Origin of the sequence: Bacillus cereus group sp. MYBK15-3, assembly GCF_051916765.1 — a bacterium.
GTDB classification, from domain to species: Bacteria; Bacillota; Bacilli; order Bacillales; family Bacillaceae_G; genus Bacillus_A; species Bacillus_A cereus.
Window position 1 is genome coordinate 301,919 of sequence record NZ_JBQAHG010000002.1, and the last position, 18,112, is coordinate 320,030.

The following is an 18,112-nucleotide window of genomic DNA, read 5'->3' on the forward strand; positions in this document are numbered from 1 at the left end:
TAATTATAACAAAACTATAAGGACAATAGTAGGATGAAACAAAAAACAGGAGTTTGTAGGCTCCTGTTTTTGTCGATACTATTTTAATAAGCGAAGCGCCTTCTCCGTATTAGCGAAATGCAGTTTCACAAACTCGGGTAATCGTTCTTTACCAAGCTTTTGAATTAATTTAGCAGCAGCGATATCAACTTGTTTACCAGCACCTTTCGGAAGTGGCATACCAGCTTTTTTACTTAGTTCGTCAAACTGTTTTACGAATGAGTAGCGAGCTAAAATAGAAGCAGCGGCTACTGCTAAATGGACGCTTTCACCTTTCGTAGCGAAATAAACATTTTCACGCTGTACCTGTTTTTGTTTTGCTAAATATTTATAGTATGTATCAGGTTGTGTGAATTGATCAATTAAGACGCCTTCAGGTTTTGTAGGTGCCATTTTCGCTAATAAGTTTGTAATAGCTTTATTATGTAGCAAGGCTTTTAACTTACCTTGGTTGTTGCCTTTATCAAATAGCTCGTTATATTTTTCATTATGAAGGACAAGAGAGCTGTAAGGAACAACGTGTAGAAGTTGTTTCGCAATGGCAGTAATTTGATCGTCATTTAAGTTTTTAGAGTCTTTTACACCAAGTTCTTTTAGTAGTGGAATTTGCTTCGCATCCACATATACAGCAACGACTGTCATCGGTCCAAAGAAATCACCAGTACCAACTTCATCAGACCCTACAATAGACATTGTACTGATGGAAGTAGGCGGCGCATAACGATGGGAATCGACAGATTTTTTTACAGCTGTTTTCGGCGCGTGAGAGACAGTTTGCCAACGAGAAGCTTCTGCTTCAGCGCGGCCTCCTTGGAACATTACTTTTCCAGATTTATACGCTGTAATCGTGCAAGATGGCACCTTAGCCATAAAGATACCGCCTTGCGGAATTTTCGGGCTAAGCGAATGTTTATATTGTTGTTTCATGTCTTCAATTACTGTAGAATTTGTTTGAATTACGATAGAATTTGACATAATGGTCGCCCCTTTTTTTATATTGTTATTTTTATCATATCGGATTGTTCTTTCTGTTTCCATATTATGAAGGTTCATGGTATGATAAACTTTAGGATTCTGTACGTGATTGGAGGCCGGTGAGTTGTCACAACAAAAGGGAAAGAAAAGTCGAATTAATGTAGAAATCTATGGTCAGCAATATTCAGTTGTTGGCGATGAAAGTACAAGTCATATCCGCATGGTAGCAGCGATTGTGGATGATAAAATGCGCGAACTCAATGCCAAGAATCCTTCGCTTGACACGAGTAGACTAGCGGTATTGACGGCGGTAAACGTCATACACGATTACATAAAATTAAAAGAAGAACATGAGAAATTGAAAGAAAGTATGACAAAAAAAGGAATGGAATAACATGATTGATATTATTATCATTTTACTGCTTGTTATGGGATTTTTCCTCGGCTTACGCAGAGGGTTTATTCTGCAACTTGTAAAGTTAACAAGCTTTATTATCGCATACCTTGTTGCATACTGGTACTGTAAAGATTTAGCGCCAGCACTTGCGAAATTTATTCCGTATCCATTTGATAAAAACGTATCTGTTCCAGAATGGATTGATGCAAATAATATTGAGACAGTATTTTATCAAGCGCTTGCGTTTATCATATTGTTTATTATTACAAAAATAGCACTTTCATTACTTGGTAATTTGTTAAATATGTTTGCAGAAATACCGGTTTTAAAGCAAGTAAATGCGTTTGCGGGGGCAATCCTCGGATTTTTAGAAGTATATATTGTTTTGTTTGTCTTAATTATCATTGGAAACATTCTTCCGATTGAACAAGTACAAACACCATTACAAAAATCATCAATTAGCAAAATAATTGTAGACGATACACCGATTCTATCTGAAAAGGTGAAGGAACTATGGCAGACAGGTAGCAGAGTATAACTTCTCTTTTTTCGGAAAGAGAAGTTTTTTTCTATGAAAGAAAGGCGGGGTAATGATGAAAGTAAATAAAAAACAAGTTATCAAATTATTAGAGACAATCGGGCTTTTTATGGAACTAAAGGGTGCGAATCCATTTAAAATATCTGCATTTCGTAAAGCGGCAGCAGCATTAGAAAGTGACGATCGTAGTCTTTCTGAGATTGAAGATTTCACAAAGATTCCGGGCATCGGAAAAGGAACAGCAGCCGTTATTCAAGAATATATAGAATCGGGAACATCTGAAGTATTACAAGAACTTGAAAAAGAAGTACCGAGTAGCTTATTGCCGTTATTAAAACTACCAGGTCTTGGTGGTAAAAAGGTGGCTAAGTTATATAAAGAGCTAGGCGTTATTGATATGGAGACGTTAAAAGCTGCTTGTGAGGAAAATAAAGTACAAGCTTTAGCTGGTTTCGGTAAGAAGACAGAAGAGAAAATATTAGAAGCAATCGATCAAGTAGGCTCTCGTCCAGAGCGTTTACCAATTGCGATGGTATTGCCTATTGCCGGGGAAATAGAGGAGAAATTGTCGAATATTGCTGAAGTAATTCGTTTCTCTCGCGCTGGTAGTTTGCGCCGTGTTCGTGAAACAGTGAAAGATTTAGATTTTATCATTGCAACGACAGAACCAGCAGCGGTACGTGAGCATTTACTACAATTCGATAATATGATTGAGGTAATCGCAAGTGGGGATACGAAAGTTTCTGTTCGTCTTCAATATGAATATGATATTTCAATCGATTTCCGCTTAGTAAAACCAGAAGAGTTTATTACAACACTTCACCATTTCACAGGATCAAAAGACCATAACGTAAAAATGCGTCAAATCGCAAAAGATAAAGGCGAGAAAATTAGTGAGTACGGTGTAGAGAACTTAGAAACAGGTGAAGTGAAAACATTTGAGACTGAAGAAGACTTCTTTGCTCATTTCGGTCTACCATTTATTCCGCCAGAAGTGCGTGAAGATGGAAAAGAAATTGAATTAATTAAAGAGTATCCGAACTTAATTCAGTTTTCCGATATACAAGGTGATTTACATATGCATACAACTTGGAGTGACGGTGCTTTTTCTATTGAAGAAATGGTACAAGCGTGCCGTGCTCGTGGATATAAGTTTATGGCGATTACTGATCACTCGCAATACTTAAAAGTAGCGAATGGTTTAACGAAAGAGCGTCTTCGTGAGCAAGCGAAAGAAATTGAACGTATGAATGAAAAGTATCCAGACATTACAATTTTACGCGGAATTGAAATGGACATTTTACCAGATGCCTCGCTTGATTTTGATGATGAAGTATTAGAAGAAATAGACTATGTCATTGGAGCGATTCACTCTAGCTTCTCACAAGACCGTGAAACGATCATGAAGCGTCTGCGTACTGCACTTGAGAATAAACATGTCACAATGATTGCTCATCCGACAGGACGTCTTCTCGGGCGCCGTGAGGGTTATGATGTAGATACAGATTTATTAATTGAACTCGCAAAAGAGACAAATACAATTTTAGAATTAAATGCGAATCCGAACCGTCTAGATTTAAGCGCGAAATTATTAAAACAAGCACAAGACGCTGGTGTAAAAGTAGCGATTAATACAGATGCTCATACACTTGAAATGTTGGAAGATATGGAAACAGGTGTAGCAGCAGCACGTAAAGGTTGGATTCAAAAAGATAACGTGATTAACACATGGGATATTGAACGTTTATTAGACTATATTAAACGTAATAAGTAACGCAAGGGGGACCTGCAACATGTTAGAAAGAACGTTGCGTGTATTAGAATACAATAAAGTAAAAGAACAATTACTTGAACATACAGCCTCTTCACTTGGCCGTGACAAAGTGAAGCATTTAGTGCCGAGCACTGATTTTGAAGAAATTGTAGAAATGCAAGATACAACGGATGAAGCAGCGAAAGTTATTCGTTTAAAAGGTAGTGCACCATTAGGTGGTATTACGGATATTCGCTCAAATGTGAAGCGTGCAAAAATTGGGAGTATGTTAAGTCCAAATGAATTACTTGATATTGCGAATACGATGTATGGTAGTCGTAATATGAAACGTTTCATTGAAGATATGGCTGATAACGGTGTCGAGCTTCCGATTTTAGAAACTCACGTCGCTCAAATTGTATCTTTATATGATTTAGAAAAGAAAATTACAAATTGTATCGGTGACGGTGGTGAAGTAGTCGATAGCGCAAGTGATAAACTGCGTGGTATTCGTACTCAAATTCGTACTGCGGAAAGCCGTATTCGTGAAAAATTAGAAAATATGACGCGCTCTTCAAATGCGCAAAAGATGCTGTCTGACTCGATTGTAACGATTCGTAACGAACGTTACGTAATCCCAGTAAAACAAGAATACCGCGGCGTATATGGTGGTATTGTTCACGATCAATCAGCTTCTGGACAAACGTTATTTATTGAACCGCAAGTCATTGTAGAATTAAATAACGCACTGCAAGAAGCTCGTGTGAAAGAGAAACAAGAAGTCGAACGCATCTTATTGATGTTAACAGAAGAAGTGGCAGTAGAAGCCGATATCGTTTTATCAAATGTAGAAGTAGTTGCGAATCTTGATTTCATTTTTGCGAAAGCTTTTTATGCAAAGCGAATTAAAGCAACGAAACCAATCGTAAATAACGAGCGTTATATGGATTTAAGACAAGCTCGCCATCCGCTAATCGATCCAGAAATTATTGTGCCAAATAACATTATGTTAGGTAAAGATTTCACGACAATTGTTATTACAGGACCCAATACAGGTGGTAAAACAGTTACGCTGAAAACAGTTGGTATTTGTGTTTTAATGGCGCAATCTGGTCTTCACATTCCAGTAATGGATGAGTCAGAGATTTGTGTGTTTAAAAATATATTTGCTGATATCGGTGATGAGCAATCGATTGAACAAAGTTTAAGTACGTTCTCCTCACATATGGTGAACATCGTTGATATTTTAGAAAAAGCTGATTTTGAAAGCTTAGTTTTATTCGATGAATTAGGTGCTGGAACAGACCCACAAGAAGGTGCTGCACTAGCAATTTCGATTTTAGATGAAGTATGTAATCGCGGTGCTCGCGTTGTTGCAACGACGCATTATCCAGAATTAAAAGCATACGGATATAACCGTGAGCAAGTTATTAATGCGAGTGTTGAGTTTGATGTAAATACATTAAGTCCAACTTATAAATTATTAATCGGTGTACCAGGCCGTAGTAATGCCTTTGAAATTTCGAAACGTCTTGGATTATCTGATCGCGTTATTGACCAAGCACGCAACCACATTAGTACAGATACGAATAAAATTGAAAATATGATTGCGAAGTTAGAAGAAAGCCAGAAGAACGCAGAGCGTGACTGGAACGAAGCAGAAGCACTTCGCAAACAATCTGAAAAACTTCATCGTGAATTACAACGTCAAATCATTGAATTTAACGAAGATCGCGATGAACGATTATTAAAAGCGCAAAAAGAAGGGGAAGAAAAAGTCGAAGCCGCAAAGAAAGAAGCAGAAGGCATTATTCAAGAACTTCGTCAATTGCGTAAAGCACAGCTTGCAAACGTGAAAGATCACGAGTTAATTGAAGCGAAGAGCCGTCTAGAAGGCGCAGCACCAGAGCTTGTTAAGAAACAAAAAGTAAACGTGAAAAACACTGCGCCGAAGCAACAGTTACGTGCAGGTGATGAAGTAAAAGTATTAACGTTCGGTCAAAAAGGTCAATTACTTGAAAAAGTAAGCGATACTGAGTGGAGCGTACAAATCGGTATTCTGAAGATGAAAGTAAAAGAATCTAACATGGAATACATTAACACACCGAAGCAAACAGAGAAAAAAGCAGTTGCAACGGTAAAAGGTAGAGACTATCACGTTTCATTAGAACTTGACCTTCGTGGTGAACGATTTGAAAATGCAATGGCGCGCGTTGAGAAATACTTAGACGATGCCCAGCTTGCAAGCTATCCTCGCGTATCAATTATTCACGGTAAGGGGACAGGAGCACTTCGCCAAGGTGTACAAGATTACTTGAAGAAGCATCGCGGTGTAAAAACCTTCCGTTACGGTGACATGGGCGAGGGAGGCCTAGGCGTAACAGTTGTCGAATTAAAATAGAAAACAACGAAACAAAGGGGAAACCATTATATGTTTATGGACAAACTTGCAAAAGTATTGTTAGCTTGTTGCGGAATATTTTTGGTGATTGGGGTTATTTATTTAGTTGTTTTTGCGAAGTGAAAAAGCGTCAATCGTGGCAGAATGATATTGCCATAGATTGACGCTTTTAATATATGTGAAAAGGAATAGAACATGAAAATCAACCAATACATAAGCGAAGCAAAATCATGCTCCAGACGTGAAACAGATCGCCTCATTAAAGCTGGACGCGTGGCTATTAATGGTGAAATATGTACGCACGGTGAACTTGTGAGCGATGGTGATGTTGTAACGATTGATGGGCAAGTTATTGTAAAAGAAGAGAAAGAAAAGGTGTACATAGCCTTTCATAAACCAGTCGGAATTACTTGTACAGCAGCTGATCATATTGAAGATAATATTATTGATTATATCAATTATCCAGAGCGAATCTTTCCAGTTGGACGATTAGATAAAGCATCGGAAGGACTTATCTTATTAACGAATGACGGCGGCATTGCGAATCGAATTTTACATGGTGATCATGAGCACGAGAAGGAATATGTTGTCACAGTCGATAAACCTTTTACGGACTGGTTTATTGATGAGATGTCCAGCGGTGTAAAGATTAAAGATGGAATGACGAAGCCGTGCAAAGTGACAAGAGTCGATCAATCAACATTTCGTATTGTTTTAACGCAAGGAATGAACAGGCAAATTCGTAGAATGAGTCGAGCTTTCGGGTTTACTGTAATAAAGCTAAAGCGAGTACGCATTATGAATATAGAGCTAAATGAGCTTGAAGTTGGAAAGTGGCGGAGCGTTACAGCTGAAGAGTTAGAAATTTTAATAGGGCAGTTATAGGGAGGGAAAATTTTCTCCCTATATTTTTTTTGTCAGAAAAAATAAAACTATTGATTTTTTAAAAAATAGCCCATATAATAAAAAACAACAAGTTTCGACAAGATATTTTATAAAAGTAATGATGAGGACATGAGTTGTATTTTACGATTCTCAGAGAGGGAAGCCTTAGGCTGTGAGCTTCCTAATACGAAAAGACAAGCTTACCACCTCTAAACTTCAAGAGTGAACTGCATACATGATGCATTGTAATTCTTGGCGGATAAAACCGTTATCAATTTACACGAGCTATAAAATGAGCTTATTTCGTTATAAATTCATTTTATTAGAATAAGGGTGGAACCACGATTTCAACACTCGTCCCTTTGTTAGGGACGGGTGTTTTTTGCGTTCTTTTACGGGGAAGTATGCTTGAAAGAGGATATGTGACGGATTTTAATTCAGAATATTTTGTTAATTTATTATTTTAGGAGGTTAGTAGAAATGAAATCATCTTTAAAGTTTTCAGAGATGTTTGCAATAAGTTTAATGTTATTTGCACTGTTTTTTGGTGCAGGTAATATGATTTTTCCACCAGCGTTAGGGCAAGGTGCTGGAACGGACGTATGGATCGCGCTGTTTGGTTTTATCGTAACAGGCGTTGGACTACCTTTATTAGGAGTAATTGTTATAGCTTTAAAGGGAGATATTAATGAGCTAGCAGGACGTGTACATCCTATATTCGCACTTGTTTTTATCACTGCAATTTATTTATGTTTAGGCGTATTCGTAAGTGTGCCGCGTACAGGAACAGTAGCTTATGAGATGAGTGTTGCACCGTTTTTACCAAGTGAGATAGCTGGTCAGTCATATCCACTTGTTATCTTTACACTTATTTTCTTTGCAGTCACTTTCTATTTAGCTTTAAATCCTTCGAAATTAGTGGGTCGTATTGGTAAGGTGCTAACTCCAATATTATTAGCTGTTATTGCAATTATCGTAGGTAAAGCACTTATTACACCAATTGGAGAATTTGGTGCACCGACAGAAGCGTATAGTGCTCCTCTCTTCAAAGGATTTATTGATGGATATTTAACTTTAGATGGACTTGCAGCACTGGTATTCGGAAATGTTGTAATTCATGCGTTAAAAGAAAAAGGCATTACAAATAAAAACAGTATTGCAAAAGTAACAATCTTTGCAGGATTTATTGCAGCGCTTGGTCTACTACTTGTGTATTTAGCACTTGCTTATCTTGGAGCTTCTAGTGTGTCACTTGGAATGGGTGCAAACGGAGGAATTATTTTAACAAATGTCGTGAATCATTTATTTGGTAGCTACGGAACTTTATTATTAGGGATCGCAATTACAGCAGCATGTTTGACAACTTCTGTAGGTATTGTTGCAGCTTGTGGTGATTACTTCTCTTCCTTATTACCAAAGCTTTCTTATCAAAAAGTCGTTTTCATTTTCTGTGTATTAGCATTTATGGTAGCAAACCTTGGGTTAACTCAGTTAAATGCATTAGCATTACCAATCTTAATCGCAATTTATCCAATTGGAATCGTACTTATCGTATTATCACTTGTTGAAAACTACGTTCGTCTTCCATTAGCGATGTATGTGGGCGGGATTGTAGGAGCATTTGCAATAAGTTTCTTTGATGGATTACACAATGCAAACCTTCAAATTGCAGCGCTAGCACCTATTTTAGATAAGATTCCATTATATAGTGTAGGAATTGGTTGGTTAGTTCCAGGCATAATCGGTATAGGCTTTGGTTATATAGTTTCTAAGTTTCAAAAGCAGGAAATTGCTGTAGAGAAATAGAGAAAAGAGACTTTCTATAATAGAAAGTCTCTTTTTTGTAAAAAAAGCCGCATATAGAGAAATTCAGATATTAAAAATTTTATACGTAATATAGTTGACAAAAAATTTATGAGTAGGCTAAGATTGACTTAGTTGTGGAAATATTGGAAGGGAAGTGAGGGAAAAGGGGTTTCTATAACTATAGTGTTGTTATGGGAAGAGGTGAAAGAAGAGGAGAAGAGATAGTTTATTTTTTTTGATTTGCATTGAGAATGATAATCAATAAATACGTTTTATCATTTTTTCTCAGTTTCTATGCCTTCGTATAAGGAATAGGGTGAGATATTATTTTTAATATTCAATGAGAATGATAATCAATAATGCTTATGTTACATAAAAGAATGCTAATTAAATAATAGCTAGAAGAGATTATTTTTTTCTTATAAATTGAGAATAATTATCATTTTTAAAAAGTGAAATGAAAGATAACCAAGGAGGAAACAAGAAAAATGAAAAAGGTTTCTGTATTACCTGCTTTTATTATAACGTTCGTATGTATGTTAGCTTTTCTTGTAATGCCATACGGGAATGTATCAGCAAAACTAGCTGATGGTACTTACGATATTAATTACGTAATTCAAAAAGCGGAAAATGATTCAGCTTCAATGGCAAATGACTATTTTGAAAAGCCGGCAAAATTAATAGTGAAAAACGGTGAGATGAGAGTACAAGTTCCGATGAATCATAGTGCTTGGATTACAGAATTTAAAGCACCAGAGAACGGGAATTTTGTTGATGCGAAAGTTGTTAGTAAAGATGAATCGGCAGATAAAAGAACAGTAGAGTTTAAAGTAGATGATTTATCTAAACCGGCAGCTGTAAAAATTCATGTTGTTGTACCAAATGCAAACTATGACCACCACTACACAATTCGTTTTGCATTTGATGCAAATGTAAAAGCTGTAGGTGGCGATAACGGCGTAGCTGCTACAAAAAAAAATAATGATCAAGCGAAAACAGATACACATGTAAAAGAAGAGAAAACAAAAGTAGAGAGTAAGGAAACAGCTAAAGAAGTGAACAAAGAAACAAAAAATGAAAATGGAAAAGCTGAAAAAACAGATAACCCAAAAACAGGCGATGAAGCACGTATTGGATTGTTTGCAGCGTTAATTCTTATTTCAGGTGCTTTCTTAATTCGTAAAGTGAAGTTGAGTAAATAAATCTTTTGAAGGGTGATGAATATATGTTTAAACAATTTAAAATGATTATTGCCGTATTTGCTGTTTTATTTACGTTTATCGCAACACTAGGTTTACAAGATGCAAAGGCTGCTACAAAACTAGCTGATGGAAAATATAATATTGCTTTTACTGTATGGAAAGGCGATAAAGATGAATCGTCTAGAATGAATAGTTATTTTGAAAGCCCAGCAACATTAACAGTTAAAAATGGAAAACAATACGTTTCATTTAAAGTGAAAGATAGTGCTTCTATTAAAAGTTTCCAAGTAGAAAAAGATGGTCAATTTGTAGAAACAACCGTGTTAAGTGAAAACAAAAAAGATAATACTAGAGTAGTAGAATTTGAAGTTGCTGACTTGTCAAAAAAACTAAATGGAAAGGTGAAAATTAATATTCCAATTATTAATTATAATGCTTCGTATGATATTCGCTTTGTATTTGATGGGAGCAGTATTAAATAATTTTCAAAAGGGAGAGTCGTTCCATTGAACAGGTATACAAAAATTATTGTTGCTATGTTTTTAATGATATTTACATTCGTATCAACATTACAACCACTTGCAGTTCAAGCAGCTACCAAGTTGGCTGACGGTGAATATTCAATTGGCTTCAAAGTTTTAAAAGATACATCAGATGAAGAATCGATGATGAATCAATATTCAGTAAGTCCGGGAACTTTAAAAGTGAAGGATGGGAAAAAGAAAGTATCCTTTACATTAACTAATAGTTCATGGATTACGAAGTTTGAAACAGAAAAAGCAGGTAAGCTAGTTGCGACAAATGTAATTAGTGAAGATAAAGAAAAAGATACAAAAGTAGTAGAATTTGATGTAGAAGATGTAGAGAAGGTATTAAATGCAAAAGTAAAAGTAGATATTGATTTTTTAAATTATCATCATGAGTACGACGTTCGTATTGCATTTGATCAAAATAGTATTACACCAATTCATGTGGAACAACCAAATGAAAAAGAGGACCCAGCTAATAAGCCAGATCCAAATGAAAAACCGGATCCAAGTCAGAAGCCCGACCAAAAGCCTGACCCAGATCAACAACCAAATTCTAACACAATTACAGATGGTGCGTACAGCATTCCATTTAAAGTGTTAAAAGATCAAACAGATGAAGAATCTAAGATGAATACTTACATGATAAATCCAGGAGTATTAAAAGTAGAAAACGGTAAGAAAAAAGCAATTGTAACATTAAAAAGTAGCTCATTAATTAAAAATTTTCAAACGGAAAAAGATGGCACATTTGTTGATGCAAAAGTAGTAAGTGAGGATACGGAAAAAGATACAAGAGTAGTAGAGTTTGAAGTAAACGATTTATCTAAAAAACTAAATACAAAAGTATTTATCGAAATGGCATCAAGAAATTATAAGCAAACGCATGATGTACAACTTTTATTTGAACAAGATAAACTTGAACAAATTAAAAATGAAGAGAAACAACCAGAAGTAGAAAAACCAGAAGCAGAAAAACCAGAAGTAGAAAAACCGGAAGTAGAAAAACCAGAAGCAGAAAAACCGGAAGTAGAAAAACCGGAAGTAGAAAAACCAGAAGTAGAAAAACCAGATGCTGAAACAATTAAAGATGGTGAATACAGCATCAATTTCAAAGCATTAAAAGATCAAACAGACGAAATTTCAATGATGAACACATATACAAAAAGTCCAGGTGTGCTAAAAGTAAAAGATGGTAAGAAGTATGTATCATTTACGTTAACGAACAGTTCTTGGATTACAAAATTTGAATTTGAGAAAAATGGTTCGTTTGTTGATGCACATGTAATAAGTGAAGATAAAAAAGCTGATACACGCGTAGTGGAAGTAGAAGTACCAGATTTATCAAAAAAGTTAAATGCAAAAGTAAAAGTAGATATCGATTCAATGAATTATCACCATTTTTACGATATTCAATTTGCATTTGATAAAGGTAGCATTAAGCCGTTAGATAGCCAAGGCGGAAACGACAACCAAGGCGGAAACAACAACCAAGGCGGAAACAACAACCAAGATGAAAATAATAAACCGAGAGTAATAGTTGATTCGAAAAATTTAGTAGATGGCCAATATGATATTACATTTAAAGTATTAAAAGATAAAACAGATGAGATTTCAAAGATGCATGACTATGTTGTAAATCCAGCGAAATTAATCGTAAAAGATGGTAAAAAATATATTGAGATGACGCTGAAAAATAGTGCGTGGATTACGAAATTCCAAGCGGAAAACAATGAACTATTCGCTGATGCGAAAGTAGTAAGCGAAGATAAAAATGCAAATACGCGAGTAGTACAGTTTGAAGTAGAAGATCTATTTAAAAAATTAAACGCAAAAGTAAAGGTAGACATCGATGAGATGAACTACCATCATTTCTACGATGTACAAATTCAATTTGATACAAATAATATCGGCGCGTTAGGAACTATTAAAGAGGAACCGAAAAATGAACCGAAAAATCCAGTGACTACACCGAAAGTAGATAATGTAAAAACAGTAGGTACTCCTAATTTTAATCGAAATGCAGATGGTCACAAGAAAAAAGAAGATACAAAAAATGATTCGAAAAAAGAGAAAAACTCAAAAACTGCAGATACAGCACAACTTGGTTTATACATGGTGTTACTGCTAGGTTCACTTGCTTTACTAGTTCGTAAATATAGAGCAGGTAGATTGTAATTTTTGGAGTCTTGATGCATGTTCGCGTGCATCAAGACTTGTTTCATATTGTATGGAAAGGAGTGGTGATTGAGAGTGAAGAAAATTGCAAGTGTACTAATGGCTATCATTTTGTTAATGAGTATAGCCGGGTGCTCATCACCAAAAAAAGAATCAGCAAAGCAGGTAAAGAGTGAAAGTAAAGAGCGCGTCGTTGCAACAACAGTGGCTGTTACTGAAATTATGGATGCGTTAGAAGTAGATTTAGTCGGCGTTCCAACAAGTTCTAAAACTTTACCGAAGCGATATAAAGGTTTACCTGAAATTGGGAATCCAATGAGTCCAGATATGGAAAAGGTAAAGTCATTAAAGCCTTCAGAAGTGTTATCTGTGACAACACTTGAATATGAATTAAAGCCAGTTTTTGATGGTGTGGGTATGAAAGCAAACTTTTTAGATTTAACGAGTTTGAAAAATATGCAAAGTTCTATTAGCGATTTAGGTAAGAAATATGGGCGTGAAAAACAGGCCGAAGCAGTAGTAACTAAATTAGATAAAAAGGTTGCTAGCATTCAAAAAGAAGTAAAAGGAAAGAAAGAACCGACAGTGCTTATTTTATTAGGTGTGCCAGGAAGTTATTTAGTAGCAACAGAGCATTCTTATATTGGAGATTTAGTGAAACAACTAGGTGGTAAAAATATTGTGCAAGGTGAACAAGTAGAATATTTAGCTTCTAATACAGAGTATTTAAAGAAAGCTGATCCAGATATTATTTTACGAGCAGCTCATGGTATGCCTGATGAAGTTGTAAAAATGTTTGATAAAGAATTTAAAACAAATGATATTTGGAAACACTTTGCTGCGGTTAAAAATAACCGTGTTTACGATTTAGAAGAGCATTTATTTGGAACGACAGGTAATTTAGCAGCAATTGAAGCATTAGATGAATTGAAAAAAATGATGTATCCGTGATGCATTTTAATATAAAGGAAGAGTAGAATGAATAAAAAAACTTGGAGTTTCCTCATTGTTACTGCATTGCTTATTGTTATGACATCATTGTCAGCGATGAAAGGTAGTTTAGAAGTAGGTATTGTTGAACTTGTACAAGGGATATTTACAGGTGGAAATGAAGATGTTGAAGTCATTAAAGATTTACGTTTTCCGCGTATTATTATTGCGTTGTTCACTGGAGCGGCTCTCGCTGTTTCAGGTGTGCTTTTTCAAGCTGTTATGAAAAACCCACTCGCTGATGCTGGGGTAATCGGTATATCTTCAGGAGCAAGTTTTATGACACTCGTTATTATTACGTTGTTCCCGCAATTCTTTTTCTGGACACCCGTATTCGCCTTTTTAGGTGGTGCGCTTGCATGTTATCTCGTTTATTCGTTTTCATGGAAATCAGGATTAAGCCCGCTTCGCATTATTTTAATTGGTATTGCCATTAATGCAATGTTTACTGGATTAAATGAATCATTCGTTACGATTTGTGGATATTTTATTAAGAGTATTAAGCAAACGACGACTTCTAACATAACAATGAAGACGTGGGGCGATGTAGAAATAATGGTGACTTATGGAACGATTGGTCTTATTCTTGCTCTGTTCGTAGGAGCTTGGTGTAACTTATTATCGCTACAAGATAAGACTGCGAAAAACTTAGGCTTGCACGTGACGAGAGTTCGTCTTATTATTTCTGCCATTGCAGTACTCTTAGCGGCAGTATCAACAGCGATTGCAGGTGTTATTGCTTTTGTAGGATTACTAGTTCCGCATATTTCAAGACAATTAGTCGGTTCAGACCATAAAGTATTAATTCCATTTTCTGCTCTTGCAGGGGCGTTATTAATTTTGACGGCAGATACGATTGGAAGGTTAATTGTGCCACCTAACGAAATTCCAGCAGCAACAATTATGGCGGTTATTGGTGGTCCATTCTTAATATTCTTGCTTAGAAAGAGTGATAAAGTTCATGGAAATTAAAAATGTAACCTTTTCATACGATAACGTAACAAATCGATTAAAGTCTGTTAGTAGTGAAATAGAAATTGGGAAAATTACAACAATCATTGGACCGAATGGATGTGGGAAATCAACATTACTTAGTGTCATGTCTAGAAACCACGCTCCTAGCAGTGGAGAAGTAATACTTGATGGGAAAGCGATTAGTGAATATAAACCGAAAGAGTTTGCTAGAAAACTAGCGGTTGTCCATCAACAAAATGAGGCTCCAGCAGATATTACAGTGGAAAAGCTAATAAGCTTCGGGCGTATGCCATATAAAAATATATTCTCTCCGCAAACAGATGAAGATAGAGAAGCGATTGAGCGTGCGCTAGTATGTACGAATTTACAAAGTAAGCGTGATAAGCCAATTTATGCTTTATCTGGTGGAGAGAGGCAGCGAGTTTGGATCGCAATGACATTAGCTCAAAATACACCAATGCTCTTCTTAGATGAGCCGACCACATATTTAGATATTTACTATCAGCTAGAAATATTAGAGTTAGTGAAAGAGTTAAATGAAGTGCATGGACTAACGATTGTAATGGTATTACATGATATTAATCAAGCCATTCGTTATAGCGACCATATTATCGTTATGAAAGATGGAGAAATCATTACGAAAGGTAATCCTAATGATGTAATAACAGAAGAAATGGTTAAAGCAATATATGGTGTAGATGTCATTGTAAAGCAGGATGAAGATACCGGATTGTACATGGTACCTATGGGAATCTAAACGCTGAGCATAATCCGTTTTGAGGTGATAATTTGAATAGTAAGAAAGGACGGAAAAAGAATTCTTTTTTTCAACGCATACTTACAATTGTGTTTTTAGGAATCTTTTTCTATTCAATGTATGAGTTGGGCGGGATTTTCATGGATTATTATGAAAATCGTAAAGTAATGGCTGAGGCACAACATATTTATAAAAGAAGTCCAATGGAAGAAAAATCAGAAGATGGAGAGGTACGTAAACAGTTTCAGGATCTCCAGAAAATTAATCCAGAGATAGTCGGATGGATTACGATGGATGATACACAAATTAATTATCCAATCGTTCAAGCAAAAGATAATGATTACTATTTATTTCGTAATTATAAAGGTGAAGATATGAGAGCGGGAAGCATTTTTATGGACCATCGTAATGATGTGAAATCTCAAAATCGAAATACGATTTTATATGGCCATCGTATGAAAGACGGTTCTATGTTTGGTAGTTTAAAAAAGATGTTGGATGAAGACTTTTTTATGTCTCATCGTAAATTATATTACGATACATTATTTGAAGGATACGACGTGGAAGTTTTTTCAGTATACACGACAACAACGGACTTTTATTACATTGAAACGGATTTTGAAAATGATGCAGCATATACATCGTTCTTAAAGGAAATTCAAGAAAAATCACTGTACAAAACGGATACGGAATTGACGGCTAATGATGAAATCGTAACACTTTCTACTTGTGACTATGCGCTTGATCCAGAGGCTGGAAGGCTAGTTGTACACGCAAAATTAATAAAAAGAAATTAAAGAAAAAAGTATAGAATATGAGAAGTGATAGATAACGCTTCTCATATTCTATACTTTAAAAAAGGACTGTTTTTACTGTGCTGCAGCCATTGGCATACGTACAACTTTTACATCATAGTAAGCAATTTTATTATCAAGAATATATTCTGGCATTCCGCCTTGATGTGAGTGAGCATCTTTAAATGCAGCGCTCTTTGTCCAACCTTGGAAATCTTCTTTTGCATTCCAGCGAGTGCTAATTGTTACTTCATCATAATCAACTGTATTTTGCGTTAAAAGAACTTCTAGACCTAAAAAGCCTGGCATCGTTTCAACTTTACCTACTTTATTAAAACGCTCAATTAATTTATGTCCATTTCCCTTTGTAATTTTAGCTGTATTTGTAACGATAATCATGTTTATTCCTCCTATAAATATAGCCTTTATTTTCGAGAACTCATATACATTAAATGATAATGAAAATCATTATCATTGTCAATGCTAAATATGAAATATAAAAGTTTTTTATATTATATTGGACAGTAAGATTTCCAGTTCAAAATGTAGTAAATATGTGGCAGTTAAGCGAGAGAATGAGCGAGTTGTACTAGCAAAGCAATAATATGGTATAGTGAAATGAGGCTGTTTTTTCAGGCTCGTTTTTCAAATGCTTCCTGTAGAGAAAGCATGCAAATGGAAAGGAAGTTATTATATGCGATCAGAAGTAACTGTAAAAATAAAACCGAAATTTATAAAAGAAATTAAAAGTGGATATCCGCTTATTTTAAAAGATGCGATTCAAAATTTAAATGATGTTCAGGAAGAAGGAACAATCATTAAAGTAGTAGATGAGAAGAACCAATTTATCGGAAAAGGCTATTATGGAAAACAAAATAAAGGATACGGCTGGATTTTAACGAGAAAAGAGAGTGAACAAATTAATCAATCTTTCTTTGAAAGTAAAATCAAATCTGCCTTACATAAACGAAAGCAATTTTACAAATCAAGTGATACGACAGCATTCCGTGTGGTGAATGGTGAAGGTGATGGTCTTGGAGGACTAATTATCGATTATTATGATGGCTACTACGTAGTAAGTTGGTATAGTGAAGGGATTTATACTTTCAGAGATGAGATTATAGCCGCTCTTCAAAAAGTAGCAAACTTTAAAGGTATTTATGAGAAAAAGCGTTTTGATACGAAAGGGAAATATATTGAGGGTGATGATTTCGTAGCAGGAGAGCGCGGCGAGTTCCCACTTATCGTAAAAGAGAACGGTGTAAACTTTGCGGTTTATTTAAATGATGGGGCAATGGTTGGGGTATTTTTAGATCAACGTAACGTTCGAAAACAAATTCGTGATAAATATGCAAAAGGAAGAACAGTGTTAAATATGTTCTCTTATACAGGTGCTTTCTCTGTATTTGCAGCTCTTGGCGGAGCGAGTAAAACGACGAGTGTTGACCTTGCAAATCGTAGTTTAAGTAAAACGATTGAGCAGTTTAGTGTAAATGAAGTTGATTATGAAGCGCAAGATATTATTGTAGAAGATGTATTTCTTTACTTCAAATATGCAGCGAAGAAAAAAATGAAATTTGATATGGTCGTACTTGATCCTCCAAGCTTTGCACGCTCAAAAAAATATACATTTAGTGCAGCAAAAGATTATAAAAATTTATTAAAAGAAACAATTGCTATTACAGAAAATAACGGTATTATCGTTGCTTCTACAAACTGTAGCGCATTCGATATGAAAAAGTTTAAAGGCTTTATCGATACAGCCTTTAAAGAAATGAATGGCAAATATAAAATGTTAGAAGAACATTCTTTACCAGAAGATTTCCGTACCATTGATCAATTTAAAGAAGGAGACTACTTAAAAGTAGTTTTCATCGAGAAAATTAAAGGTTAAT

Annotated in this window: 16 protein-coding genes and 1 other annotated feature; of the genes, 14 read left to right on the forward strand and 2 right to left on the reverse strand. The window is 35.4% G+C overall.

The genetic code is table 11. From position 1 onward, the window contains the following. Nucleotides 1–78: 78 nt before the first annotated feature. Entirely contained in the window at nt 79–1,014 is a 936-nt protein-coding gene (gene rnhC, locus ACTFR8_RS09985) for a ribonuclease HIII (protein WP_000071570.1), read from the reverse strand. A gap of 124 nt (nt 1,015–1,138) precedes the next feature. Here rnhC and zapA point away from each other — a divergent pair, with 124 nt between their 5' ends. The 13 genes from zapA to srtB all read left to right on the forward strand — a co-directional run bounded on the left by zapA (nt 1,139) and on the right by srtB (nt 16,220). Then, nucleotides 1,139–1,408, forward strand: coding sequence for a cell division protein ZapA (zapA, locus tag ACTFR8_RS09990; protein WP_000082701.1), 270 nt, complete (start codon nt 1,139–1,141; stop codon nt 1,406–1,408). A 1-nt stretch (nt 1,409) separates the two neighbouring features. Next, the gene (locus tag ACTFR8_RS09995) at nt 1,410–1,949 is read left to right on the forward strand and encodes a CvpA family protein (RefSeq protein WP_000565412.1); all 540 of its coding nucleotides are present in this window, start codon (nt 1,410–1,412) and stop codon (nt 1,947–1,949) included. A 55-nt stretch (nt 1,950–2,004) separates the two neighbouring features. Next, nucleotides 2,005–3,723, forward strand: a complete 1,719-nt coding sequence (gene polX, locus ACTFR8_RS10000; protein ID WP_100619217.1) for a DNA polymerase/3'-5' exonuclease PolX — start codon at nt 2,005–2,007, stop codon at nt 3,721–3,723. A 19-nt stretch (nt 3,724–3,742) separates the two neighbouring features. Continuing rightward, on the forward strand, nt 3,743–6,103 hold the full coding sequence (locus ACTFR8_RS10005; RefSeq protein WP_000893716.1) for an endonuclease MutS2: 2,361 nt from the start codon (nt 3,743–3,745) through the stop codon (nt 6,101–6,103). 195 nt (nt 6,104–6,298) lie between these two features. After that, nucleotides 6,299–6,988 carry a 23S rRNA pseudouridine(2604) synthase RluF gene (locus ACTFR8_RS10010; RefSeq protein WP_000700746.1) on the forward strand — a complete coding sequence of 230 codons (690 nt, stop codon included), beginning with the start codon at nt 6,299–6,301 and terminating at the stop codon, nt 6,986–6,988. A gap of 109 nt (nt 6,989–7,097) precedes the next feature. After that, nucleotides 7,098–7,353, forward strand: a binding site (T-box leader). A gap of 115 nt (nt 7,354–7,468) precedes the next feature. Continuing rightward, nucleotides 7,469–8,794, forward strand: a complete 1,326-nt coding sequence (brnQ6, locus tag ACTFR8_RS10015) for a branched-chain amino acid transport system II carrier protein BrnQ6 (RefSeq protein ID WP_000842650.1) — start codon at nt 7,469–7,471, stop codon at nt 8,792–8,794. A gap of 488 nt (nt 8,795–9,282) precedes the next feature. After that, on the forward strand, nt 9,283–9,996 hold the full coding sequence (gene isdC / locus ACTFR8_RS10020) for a heme uptake protein IsdC (RefSeq protein WP_000757960.1): 714 nt from the start codon (nt 9,283–9,285) through the stop codon (nt 9,994–9,996). Nucleotides 9,997–10,019: 23 nt separating this feature from the next. Further along, nucleotides 10,020–10,478: an NEAT domain-containing protein gene (locus ACTFR8_RS10025; protein ID WP_000476165.1), complete on the forward strand. Its 459-nt coding sequence runs from the start codon at nt 10,020–10,022 to the stop codon at nt 10,476–10,478. A 24-nt stretch (nt 10,479–10,502) separates the two neighbouring features. Continuing rightward, on the forward strand, nt 10,503–12,701 hold the full coding sequence (locus tag ACTFR8_RS10030) for an NEAT domain-containing protein (RefSeq protein WP_440027323.1): 2,199 nt from the start codon (nt 10,503–10,505) through the stop codon (nt 12,699–12,701). 69 nt (nt 12,702–12,770) lie between these two features. Further along, a complete protein-coding gene (isdE, locus tag ACTFR8_RS10035) occupies nt 12,771–13,652 on the forward strand; it encodes a heme ABC transporter substrate-binding protein IsdE (protein ID WP_142238532.1) in 882 nt (293 codons plus the stop codon). Between the two features lie 27 nt (nt 13,653–13,679). Beyond that, nucleotides 13,680–14,663: a FecCD family ABC transporter permease gene (locus ACTFR8_RS10040; protein WP_001036848.1), complete on the forward strand. Its 984-nt coding sequence runs from the start codon at nt 13,680–13,682 to the stop codon at nt 14,661–14,663. Continuing rightward, nucleotides 14,653–15,423, forward strand: a complete 771-nt coding sequence (locus tag ACTFR8_RS10045; RefSeq protein ID WP_000403761.1) for an ABC transporter ATP-binding protein — start codon at nt 14,653–14,655, stop codon at nt 15,421–15,423. Before ACTFR8_RS10040 ends, ACTFR8_RS10045 begins: the two co-directional genes overlap by 11 nt. A gap of 32 nt (nt 15,424–15,455) precedes the next feature. Then, complete coding sequence (srtB, locus tag ACTFR8_RS10050; RefSeq protein ID WP_001086121.1) at nt 15,456–16,220, forward strand: class B sortase; 765 nt, start codon at nt 15,456–15,458, stop codon at nt 16,218–16,220. A gap of 72 nt (nt 16,221–16,292) precedes the next feature. Here srtB and isdG read toward each other — a convergent pair whose 3' ends face one another. Beyond that, nucleotides 16,293–16,616 (reverse strand): heme oxygenase, encoded by a 324-nt coding sequence (isdG, locus tag ACTFR8_RS10055; protein ID WP_000587818.1) that lies wholly within the window; start codon nt 16,614–16,616, stop codon nt 16,293–16,295. A gap of 295 nt (nt 16,617–16,911) precedes the next feature. Between isdG and ACTFR8_RS10060 the strand changes: the two genes are divergently transcribed. Next, nucleotides 16,912–18,111: a class I SAM-dependent rRNA methyltransferase gene (locus tag ACTFR8_RS10060; RefSeq protein ID WP_001255966.1), complete on the forward strand. Its 1,200-nt coding sequence runs from the start codon at nt 16,912–16,914 to the stop codon at nt 18,109–18,111. The last annotated feature ends 1 nt before the right edge of the window (nt 18,112 follow it).

Bases quoted from the DNA above. Each gene is read 5' to 3' on its own strand.
- ACTFR8_RS10005 (WP_000893716.1), top strand. From the start codon at position 3,743: ATGTTAGAAAGAACGTTGCGTGTATTAGAATACAATAAAGTAAAAGAA.
- ACTFR8_RS10025 (WP_000476165.1), top strand. From the start codon at position 10,020: ATGTTTAAACAATTTAAAATGATTATTGCCGTATTTGCTGTTTTATTT.
- ACTFR8_RS10040 (WP_001036848.1), top strand. From the start codon at position 13,680: ATGAATAAAAAAACTTGGAGTTTCCTCATTGTTACTGCATTGCTTATT.
- rnhC (WP_000071570.1), bottom strand. From the start codon at position 1,014: ATGTCAAATTCTATCGTAATTCAAACAAATTCTACAGTAATTGAAGAC.
- polX (WP_100619217.1), top strand. From the start codon at position 2,005: ATGAAAGTAAATAAAAAACAAGTTATCAAATTATTAGAGACAATCGGG.
- ACTFR8_RS10010 (WP_000700746.1), top strand. From the start codon at position 6,299: ATGAAAATCAACCAATACATAAGCGAAGCAAAATCATGCTCCAGACGT.
- brnQ6 (WP_000842650.1), top strand. From the start codon at position 7,469: ATGAAATCATCTTTAAAGTTTTCAGAGATGTTTGCAATAAGTTTAATG.
- isdG (WP_000587818.1), bottom strand. From the start codon at position 16,616: ATGATTATCGTTACAAATACAGCTAAAATTACAAAGGGAAATGGACAT.
- isdC (WP_000757960.1), top strand. From the start codon at position 9,283: ATGAAAAAGGTTTCTGTATTACCTGCTTTTATTATAACGTTCGTATGT.
- ACTFR8_RS10045 (WP_000403761.1), top strand. From the start codon at position 14,653: ATGGAAATTAAAAATGTAACCTTTTCATACGATAACGTAACAAATCGA.
- ACTFR8_RS09995 (WP_000565412.1), top strand. From the start codon at position 1,410: ATGATTGATATTATTATCATTTTACTGCTTGTTATGGGATTTTTCCTC.
- ACTFR8_RS10060 (WP_001255966.1), top strand. From the start codon at position 16,912: ATGCGATCAGAAGTAACTGTAAAAATAAAACCGAAATTTATAAAAGAA.